Origin of the sequence: Streptomyces sp. NPDC020731 (assembly GCF_044334705.1) — a bacterium.
Lineage (GTDB): Bacteria > Actinomycetota > Actinomycetes > Streptomycetales > Streptomycetaceae > Streptomyces.
Genome location: NZ_JBIRTN010000031.1, coordinates 48,374 through 56,505, shown reverse-complemented (window position 1 = coordinate 56,505; position 8,132 = coordinate 48,374). Strand labels below are relative to the sequence as shown.

The window sequence follows — 8,132 nt, the reverse complement described above, 5'->3', positions numbered from 1 at the left end:
CCCCGGCGCCCCCCCCCCCGCGGGCTGGGGGGGGGTGTGGCAACTACCCGCCCCAAACACTGGCGGGCCGGCCGGGGGGGGGGGGGCCCCCCCCCCCCCGGCCGGGGGGGCCCCCCCCGGGGGGGGGGGGGGGGGCCCGCCCGGTCCGTGCGTGGGGAGCGTCGTCAGGTCATCCCTCCCCGAGCGGCCGGGGGTTGGGCGTGATGCGCTTGTCCTTCGAGCGTCCCGGTGGTTGCAGGAACAGCGCCACGAATCCGGCGAAGATCGAGATGCAGCCCGCCAGGGTGAAGGCGCCGACGTGGCCCCAGGCGCCGACGACCACGGAACCCATGCCCGCGCCCAGACCGGAGACGAGCTTGGAGCTGTAGACCATCCCGTAGTTGGTGGCGTTGTTGTTCTCGCCGAAGTAGTCCGCCGTCAGCGCCGCGAACATCGGGAAGATGGCCCCGCCGCCGAAACCGGAGACGGCGGAGAAGACCAGGAACAGCGGCAGGTTCTTGATCTCGGCCGACCAGATGATGCCGAACTGGGCGAGGCCCAGGATGGCACACACGTAGAGCAGGCACTGCTTGCGGCCGTAGAGGTCGGAGAGCCAGCCGATGACGCCTCGCCCGGTGCCGTTGACGATCGCCTTCAGCGACATCGCGGTGGCCACGATTCCGGCCGCGAAGCCCGCCTCCTCACCGATGTCGACCTGGAAGGCGATGCCGAAGATGTTCACACCGGAGGTGCAGGCGAGACAGAACCACATCAGCGCCACCCGGCCGGTCCTCCAGGCCTCCATGGGGGAGTACTGCTTGTCGGCCGGGGGGTTCCTCTCCAGCGAACGCCGGGCCCGCGGGTCCTCCGGCGGGTTCAGCGGGTCGACGGCGGCCGGCCACCAGTTCTTCGGCGGGTCCTGGAAGTAGAAGCCGGCGAGAGCCACCGTCGCGGCGAGGAAGATCCCCGCCGAGACCAGTACCCAGCGGAAGTTGGAGCTGTCCATGAAGCCGTGGAAGATGAAGACGAACGGCACCGAGCCGTAGGCGAAACCGCCGTTGACGAAGCCGGTCTTCCCGCCCCTGCGCTCCGGGTACCACTTGCCGACCATGTTGACGCAGGTGGCGTACACCATGCCCGCACCCATGCCGCTGAACACGCCGAACCCGATGAAGGCCAGCGAGACGTGTGGCGCGTACGCCAGGGACAGATAGCCGAGCAGCGTGCCGGCCGAGCCCAGCATCATCGCCCAGCGCGCCGGCAGTCTGCCGTTCTCACGCAACCGCCCCGCCGGAAAGGCGACCGCGGCCTGACAGAATATCCAGGCGGTCATCATCCAGTAGATGTTGCCGCTGGACCAGTGGTGGGCCTCGTGAAGCGTGTCCTCGGCGGACGCGAACGCGTACTCGGCGGAGGAGATGCCCATCATGCCGATCCAGGGCAGGATCACCATCCACTTGCGCTTGCGCCCCATGATGTCGATGTCGGACTCGCCCACGCGGTAGACGCGTCCGTTCCTGTCGGTCACCTCCCGGTGGACGGCGACCCGTGTGACATCGGTGGTTGTCATGTTGTGTGCACCCCTTGCGTCGAAAGTTCTGGCCAGCGCCCCCTGTCCAATGCCTTTCGTGCGCGCGCGGGTCCCGGGGCCGGCCGACGCGCACCCGCCGGCCGGCCCCTCGCCGCTCACCTCATGAGCCGCCCCCCGACATCCCGCCCGTCTCCCGCCACCGCCCTGACGGAGGGGCCTTCGGCCCCAGTTCTGCTGCGGCCCGCGCCCACCGGTACTTGGCGCCCAGCACGGCCACCGGCTTCTCGGTGGTGTACGGGTACGCCACGACCCCGCGTTCGAAGAGGTACTGGCAGGCCTCCTCCACCTCCACGTCGCCCGCGAGGGACGCCACCACCGGCTTCTCGATCCCGCGCTCCCGGAACTCGGCCACCACCCGCGCGGTGAGTTCGGCGAACACCATGGGAGGGGTGACGATCGTGTGCCAGTAACCGAGCACCAGCGCGTGGATGCGCGGGTCCTGAAGACCCAGCCGGATCGTCGCCTCGTACGTCGACGGCGGTTCCCCGCCGGTGATGTCCACGGGGTTGCCCGCGGCCCCGAACGGCGGGATGAACTCCCGGAACGCCGCGTCCAGATCGGCCGGGATCTCCATCAGCGACAGCCCGTTGTCCGTCACCGCGTCCGACAGCAGCACCCCGCTGCCGCCGGCCCCGGTGATGATCACCACGTTGTCGCCCTGCGGAGTGGGCAGCACAGGCAACGCGCGCGCGTACTCCAGCATGTCGTTCAGACCCGGCGCCCGGATGACGCCCGCCTGCCGCAGGATGTCGTCGTACACCGCGTCGTCGCCCGCCAGGGCACCGGTGTGCGAGCCCGCGGCCCTCGCGCCCGCCGCCGTACGCCCCGCCTTCAGCACCACGACCGGCTTCTTCGGCACCGTCCGCCGCGCGGCCTCGACGAACGCGCGCCCGTCCTTGAGGTCCTCCAGGTGCATCGCGATGCACTCGGTGTGCGGGTCCTCGCCGAACCAGGTCAGCAGGTCGTCCTCGTCCAGGTCCGACTTGTTGCCCAGCCCGACGATCGCCGACACGCCCGTCCTCGTGGTCCGCGCGAAGCCCAGGATGGCCATCCCGATGCCGCCCGACTGGCTGGTCAGCGCGACCCCGCCCTTGACGTCGTACGGCGTGCAGAACGTGGCGCACAGGTCCTGCCAGGTCGAGTAGTAGCCGTAGATGTTGGGCCCGAGAAGCCGGACGCCGTGCCGCTCGGCGATCGCCACGATCTCCTCCTGGAGTTCGTGCTCACCGGTCTCCGCGAACCCGGAGGGGATCAGCACGGCGTTCGGGATCCGCTTGCGCCCCACCTCCTCCAGCGCCGAGGCCACGAACTTGGCGGGGATCGCGAAGACCGCCACGTCCACCTCACCGGGAACGTCGGTGACGCTCTTGTACGCCTTGCGGCCCAGAATGTCATCGGCCCTGGGGTTCACCGGATGGATCTCCCCGGCGAAACCGCCGTCGACGAGGTTGCGCATCACCGAGTTGCCGATCTTGCCCGGCTCGTTGGAGGCACCGATCACCGCCACCGAACGCGGCTGCATCAGCCGCCGCATGGAGGCGAGGATCTCCTCGCGCGAGTAGCGGCGCCGCTCCTTCGGTGCCCCGGTGGAGAGGATCACACGGATGTCGGCCGCGACCGCTCCGCCCGCCGTGGCGATCACCGGGTTGAGGTCCACCTCGGCGATCTCCGGGAAGTCGGTGACGAGTTCGGAGACCCGGCGGATCTGCTCGGCGACCGCCCACCGGTCCACGCCCTCCTGGCCCCGCACACCGCGCAGGATCTCCGCGGAGCGGATGGAGTCCAGCATCGACAGCGCTTCGTCGGAGTCCACGGGCGCCAGCCGGAACGTGACGTCCTTCAGCACCTCGACGAGCACCCCGCCGAGCCCGAAGGCCACGACCTTCCCGAACGTCGGATCGGTGACCGCGCCGACGATGACCTCCTGCCCCTTCGGCAGCAGTTCCTGCACCTGCACGCCCGCGATCCGCGCCTGAGGGTCGTACGCCCGCGCGTTCTCGACGATCCTGCAGAACGCCGCCCGTACGTCCGCCGCCCCCTCCACACCGACGATCACACCGCCGGCGTCGGTCTTGTGCAGGATGTCCGGCGACACGATCTTCATCACCACCGGCCCGCCGAACCGCGCCGCGCACGCCACGGCCTCGTCGACGTCGGCCGCCAGTTCCTCGCCGGGTACGGCGATCCCGTACGCGTCGGCGATCACCTTGCCCTCGGGCGCGGTGAGCGCGGTGCGGCCCTCGGCGCGCACCGAGTCCAGCAGCGCGCGCACCCGGAGCGTCCGGTCCTCGGCCATCACGTCAGATCACTCCGTTCGACTTGAGCAGGCGCAGTTCCTCGTCCCCGAGGCCGAGTTCGCCGACGTAGACCTCTTCGTTGTGCTCGCCGAGCAGCGGGGAGCTGCTCACGTCCACGGGGGAGTCGGAGAGCTTCAGCGGGCTGCCGACGGTGACGAACTCGCCGCGCTCGGGGTGCGGGACGGTGACGACCATCTCGTTGGCGACCAGCGAGCGGTCCTCGATGATCTCCCTGGTGGACAGGATCGGCCCGCACGGGATGTTGTGCGCGTTCAGCCGCTCCAGCACCTCCCACTTGGGCAGGGCCGAGGACCACTCCTCGATCAGCTGGAACATCTTGTTCAGCTTCGGCAGCCGGGCCTGAGGCGTCGCCCACTCGGGGTCCTCGGCCAGCTCCGGCCGGCCGATGAGCTCGCTCAGCGGCTTCCAGCCGACGGGTTGCACGATGACGTACACGTAGTCGTTCGGGCCGCCCGGCGCGCACTTGACCGCCCAGCCGGGCTGACCGCCGCCGGACGCGTTCCCGGACCGGGGAACCTCGTCGCCGAAGTCCTCGTTGGGATATTCGGCGAGTGGACCATGGGTCAGGCGCTGCTGGTCGCGCAGCTTCACCCGGCAGAGGTTGAGCACCGCGTGCTGCATGGCCACGTTCACCCGCTGCCCGCGCCCGGTGTGCTCCCGCTGGAACAGCGCGGCGAGGATGGCCGCCACGACGTGGATGCCCGTGCCCGAGTCCCCGATCTGGGCCCCCGTCGCCAGCGGCGGCCCGTCCTCGAAGCCGGTGGTCGACATCGACCCGCCCATGGCCTGAGCGACGACCTCGTACGCCTTGAAGTTGGTGTACGGGCCTTCCCCGAACCCCTTGATGGAGGCATAGACGATCCGTGGATTGATCTCCCTGATGCGGTCCCAGGTGAACCCCATCCGGTCGATGGCGCCCGGCCCGAAGTTCTCGACCATGACGTCCGAGCGCCGGATCAGCTCGGTGAGGATCTCCTTGCCGCGCTCGGTCTTGGTGTTGAGCGTGATGCTCCGCTTGTTGCAGTTGAGCATCGTGAAGTAGAGGGAGTCGACGTTCGGCAGATCGCGCAACTGCTTGCGCGTGATGTCGCCGGTCGGCGCCTCCAGCTTGACGACGTCCGCGCCGAGCCAGGCCAGCAGCTGGGTCGCGGAGGGCCCGGACTGGACATGCGTCATGTCCAGGACGCGGATGCCCTCAAGTGCCTTGGGGGTCATGGGCGTGCACCTCACTTGTACATGGTCTGGTTCATGGTTCCGGGGGCGTACGCGTCGGGGTCCACCCAGACGTTGATCAGCGACGGCTTGCCGGACTCACGGGCCCGGCGCAGCGCGGGGCCGATGTCGGCGGGGTCACGGACCTCCTCGCCGTGACCTCCCAGCATCCGTGCGAACTCGTCGTACCGGACGTCGCCGAGGGTGTTGCCGACCCGCTCGCGTTCCTTGCCGTACTTGGCGGCCTGGCCGTAACGGATCTGGTTCATCGAGGAGTTGTTGCCGACGACACCGACGAAGGGGAGGTCGTAGCGGACCAGGGTCTCGAAGTCCCAGCCGGTGAGCGAGAAGGCGCCGTCGCCGAAGAGGGCCACGACCTCCTTGTCGGGCCGCGCCTGCTTGGCGGCGAGGACGAAGGGGACACCGACGCCGAGGGTGCCCAGCGGTCCCGGGTCCATCCAGTGCCCGGGTGACTTGGGCTGCACGACCTGTCCGGAGAAGGTGACGATGTCGCCGCCGTCGCCGATGTAGATCGAGTCCTCGGTGAGGAAGTCGTTGATCTCGCTGACCAGCCGGTACGGATGGATGGGCGAGGCGTCCGAGCGGAGCTGCGGCAGCCGCTTCTCCAGGGCGGTCTGCTCGGCCGCCCGCAGCTCGTCCAGCCACTCCTTGCGCCTGGACGCACCCCCGTTCACCCGCCCGGAGGCCGCCTCGGTCACCGACTTCAGCACCAGCCCCGCGTCACCGACGATGCCGAGGTCGATGTCGCGGTTCTTGCCGACCGTGCGGTAGTCGAGGTCGATCTGCACGACCGTCGCGTCGGGGGAGAGCCGCTTGCCGTAGCCCATGCGGAAGTCGAAGGGCGTACCGACGATCACGATGACGTCGGCGCCCGAGAAGGCGTACCGCCGGGACAGCTGGAAGTGGTGCGGGTCGCCGGGCGGGAGCGTGCCGCGCCCCGCGCCGTTCATGTACGCGGGGATGTTGAGGGTGCGCACCAGCTCGATGGCGGCCTCGGTGCCCCGGGTCGTCCACACCTGGCTGCCGAGCAGGATCGCCGGCTTCTCGGCGTGCACCAGCAGATCGGCCAGCTTCTCGATCGCCCCGGGATCGCCGGGCGAGCGGGTCGAGGCCCGGTACGCGCCCTGCCGCGGCACGCGCGCCTTGGACACCGGCACCTTGGCGTCCAGCACATCGCGCGGGATCTCCAGGAAGGAGGGGCCGGGGGCGCCGTGGTAGCACTCGCGGAAGGCCATCGACACCATGTCCGCCGCACGCGCCGTGTCCGGCACGGTCGCCGCGAACTTGGTGATGGGGTTCATCATGTCGACGTGCGGCAGGTCCTGCAGCGACCCCATCTTGTGCTGGGTGTGCGCCCCCTGACCACCGATCAGCAGCATCGGGGACTCCGCGCGGAAGGCGTTGGCGACTCCGGTGACGGCGTCGGTCGTCCCCGGGCCGGCGGTGACGACCGCGCAGCCGGGCTTGCCGGTGATGCGCGCGTAGCCGTCGGCGGCATGGGCGGCCACCTGCTCGTGCCGTACGTCGACGACCTCGATGCCCTCGTCGACGCAGCCGTCGTAGATGTCGATGATGTGGCCGCCGCACAGCGTGTAGATGCGGTCGACGCCCTCGGCCTTGAGAGCCTTGGCGACGAGATGACCGCCGGAGATGACGTCCTGGGTGTCGTCGGGCATGGCGAAGTCCTTGTCCCTTCCTAGGGGGCGGGGAACGCTCTCGCGGTACATTGCATACAGTCGACGAATACTGTATGAAGCTTGTTATCCCGCATCCGATGGGTGGTGTCCAGGGGGTGTGCGGCACTTTTCGGTCGCCGGTCTCCGGCCCCTCTCCGGACCCTCCGGCGACTTCGCAGACAGGAGCCGAGATGGACCTGTACGAACACCAGGCAAGGGAACTCTTCGCAGGACACGGCATCGTGGTGCCGCCGGCCGAGGTCACCGACTCGCCCGAACGGGCCCGCGAGATCGCGCGCCGACTCGGCGGCCGAGTGGTCGTCAAGGCGCAGGTCAAGACCGGTGGACGGGGCAAGGCGGGCGGCGTCAAGCTCGCCGCCGACCCGGCCGCCGCCGAACTCACGGCACGTCAGATCCTCGGCATGGACATCAAGGGCCACACGGTCGGCACGGTGATGCTGGCCCGGCCCGTCGACATCGCCGAGGAGTTCTACGTCTCCTACGTCCTCGACCGCGCCGCCGGCCGCTTCCTCGCCATCGCCTCCGCCGAGGGCGGCATGGACATCGAGGAGGTCGCCGCGACCCGCCCCGAGGCCGTGGCACGCGTCCCCGTCGACCCGGCAGGGGGAGTCACCCCGGCGACGGCGTCCCGCATCGCCGAGGCGGCCGGACTGCCGCCGCAGACGGTCGACGTCCTCGTCCGGCTGTGGGAGGTCCTCGTCCGCGAGGACGCCCTGCTCGTCGAGGTCAACCCGCTCGTCCGCACCCGGGACGGCCGCATCATGGCGCTCGACGGCAAGGTCACCCTCGACGACAACGCCCGCTTCCGCCAGGCACGCTGGGGTGACGAGGACGACAGCCACCACGACCCGCTGGAGGCCGCGGCGGCGGCGAAGGGCCTCCACTACGTCAAGCTCGACGGCGAGGTCGGCATCATCGGCAACGGCGCCGGACTCGTCATGTCCACCCTCGACGTGGTGGCCGGCTGCGGAGCCCGCCCCGCCAACTTCCTCGACATCGGCGGTGGGGCCTCGGCGCAGATCATGGCGGACGGCCTGTCGGCCGTCCTCTCCGACCCGTCCGTGAAATCCGTCCTCGTCAACGTCTTCGGCGGGATCACCGCCTGCGACGCGGTCGCCGCCGGCATCGTCCGCGCCCTGGACACCGTACGGCTGACCAAGCCGCTCGTCGTACGCCTCGACGGCAACAACGCGGCCCGGGGACGGGCCGTCCTCGACGAGCACGCGCACCCGCTCGTCGAACAGGTCACCACCATGGACGGCGCCGCGAGCCGGGCCGCCCACCTCGCCACCACACCCTGAGGAGACCCGACGA

5 protein-coding genes are annotated in these 8,132 nt (G+C 70.1%); 1 reads left to right on the top strand and 4 read right to left on the bottom strand.

Annotation, left to right across the window (positions count from 1 at the left end; translation table 11 throughout):
• Positions 1-169: 169 nt before the first annotated feature.
• The 4 genes from ACH4VX_RS33900 to ACH4VX_RS33885 form a co-directional block, all read right to left on the bottom strand.
• Complete coding sequence (locus ACH4VX_RS33900) at positions 170-1,549, bottom strand: OFA family MFS transporter (protein WP_398372979.1); 1,380 nt, start codon at positions 1,547-1,549, stop codon at positions 170-172.
• A 121-nt stretch (positions 1,550-1,670) separates the two neighbouring features.
• The gene (locus tag ACH4VX_RS33895; protein WP_398372977.1) at positions 1,671-3,866 is read right to left on the bottom strand and encodes an acetate--CoA ligase family protein; all 2,196 of its coding nucleotides are present in this window, start codon (positions 3,864-3,866) and stop codon (positions 1,671-1,673) included.
• A 4-nt stretch (positions 3,867-3,870) separates the two neighbouring features.
• Positions 3,871-5,103 carry a formyl-CoA transferase gene (gene frc / locus ACH4VX_RS33890; RefSeq protein ID WP_398372975.1) on the bottom strand — a complete coding sequence of 411 codons (1,233 nt, stop codon included), beginning with the start codon at positions 5,101-5,103 and terminating at the stop codon, positions 3,871-3,873.
• An 11-nt stretch (positions 5,104-5,114) separates the two neighbouring features.
• Positions 5,115-6,797, bottom strand: a complete 1,683-nt coding sequence (locus tag ACH4VX_RS33885; protein WP_398372974.1) for a thiamine pyrophosphate-binding protein — start codon at positions 6,795-6,797, stop codon at positions 5,115-5,117.
• A gap of 191 nt (positions 6,798-6,988) precedes the next feature.
• On the opposite strand from ACH4VX_RS33885, the gene sucC reads away from it, so the two are divergent.
• Positions 6,989-8,119: an ADP-forming succinate--CoA ligase subunit beta gene (sucC, locus tag ACH4VX_RS33880; protein WP_398372972.1), complete on the top strand. Its 1,131-nt coding sequence runs from the start codon at positions 6,989-6,991 to the stop codon at positions 8,117-8,119.
• Positions 8,120-8,132: the final 13 nt, after the last annotated feature.

Bases quoted from the DNA above. Each gene is read 5' to 3' on its own strand.
- ACH4VX_RS33900 (WP_398372979.1), bottom strand. From the start codon at position 1,549: ATGACAACCACCGATGTCACACGGGTCGCCGTCCACCGGGAGGTGACC.
- ACH4VX_RS33895 (WP_398372977.1), bottom strand. From the start codon at position 3,866: ATGGCCGAGGACCGGACGCTCCGGGTGCGCGCGCTGCTGGACTCGGTG.
- frc (WP_398372975.1), bottom strand. From the start codon at position 5,103: ATGACCCCCAAGGCACTTGAGGGCATCCGCGTCCTGGACATGACGCAT.
- ACH4VX_RS33885 (WP_398372974.1), bottom strand. From the start codon at position 6,797: ATGCCCGACGACACCCAGGACGTCATCTCCGGCGGTCATCTCGTCGCC.
- sucC (WP_398372972.1), top strand. From the start codon at position 6,989: ATGGACCTGTACGAACACCAGGCAAGGGAACTCTTCGCAGGACACGGC.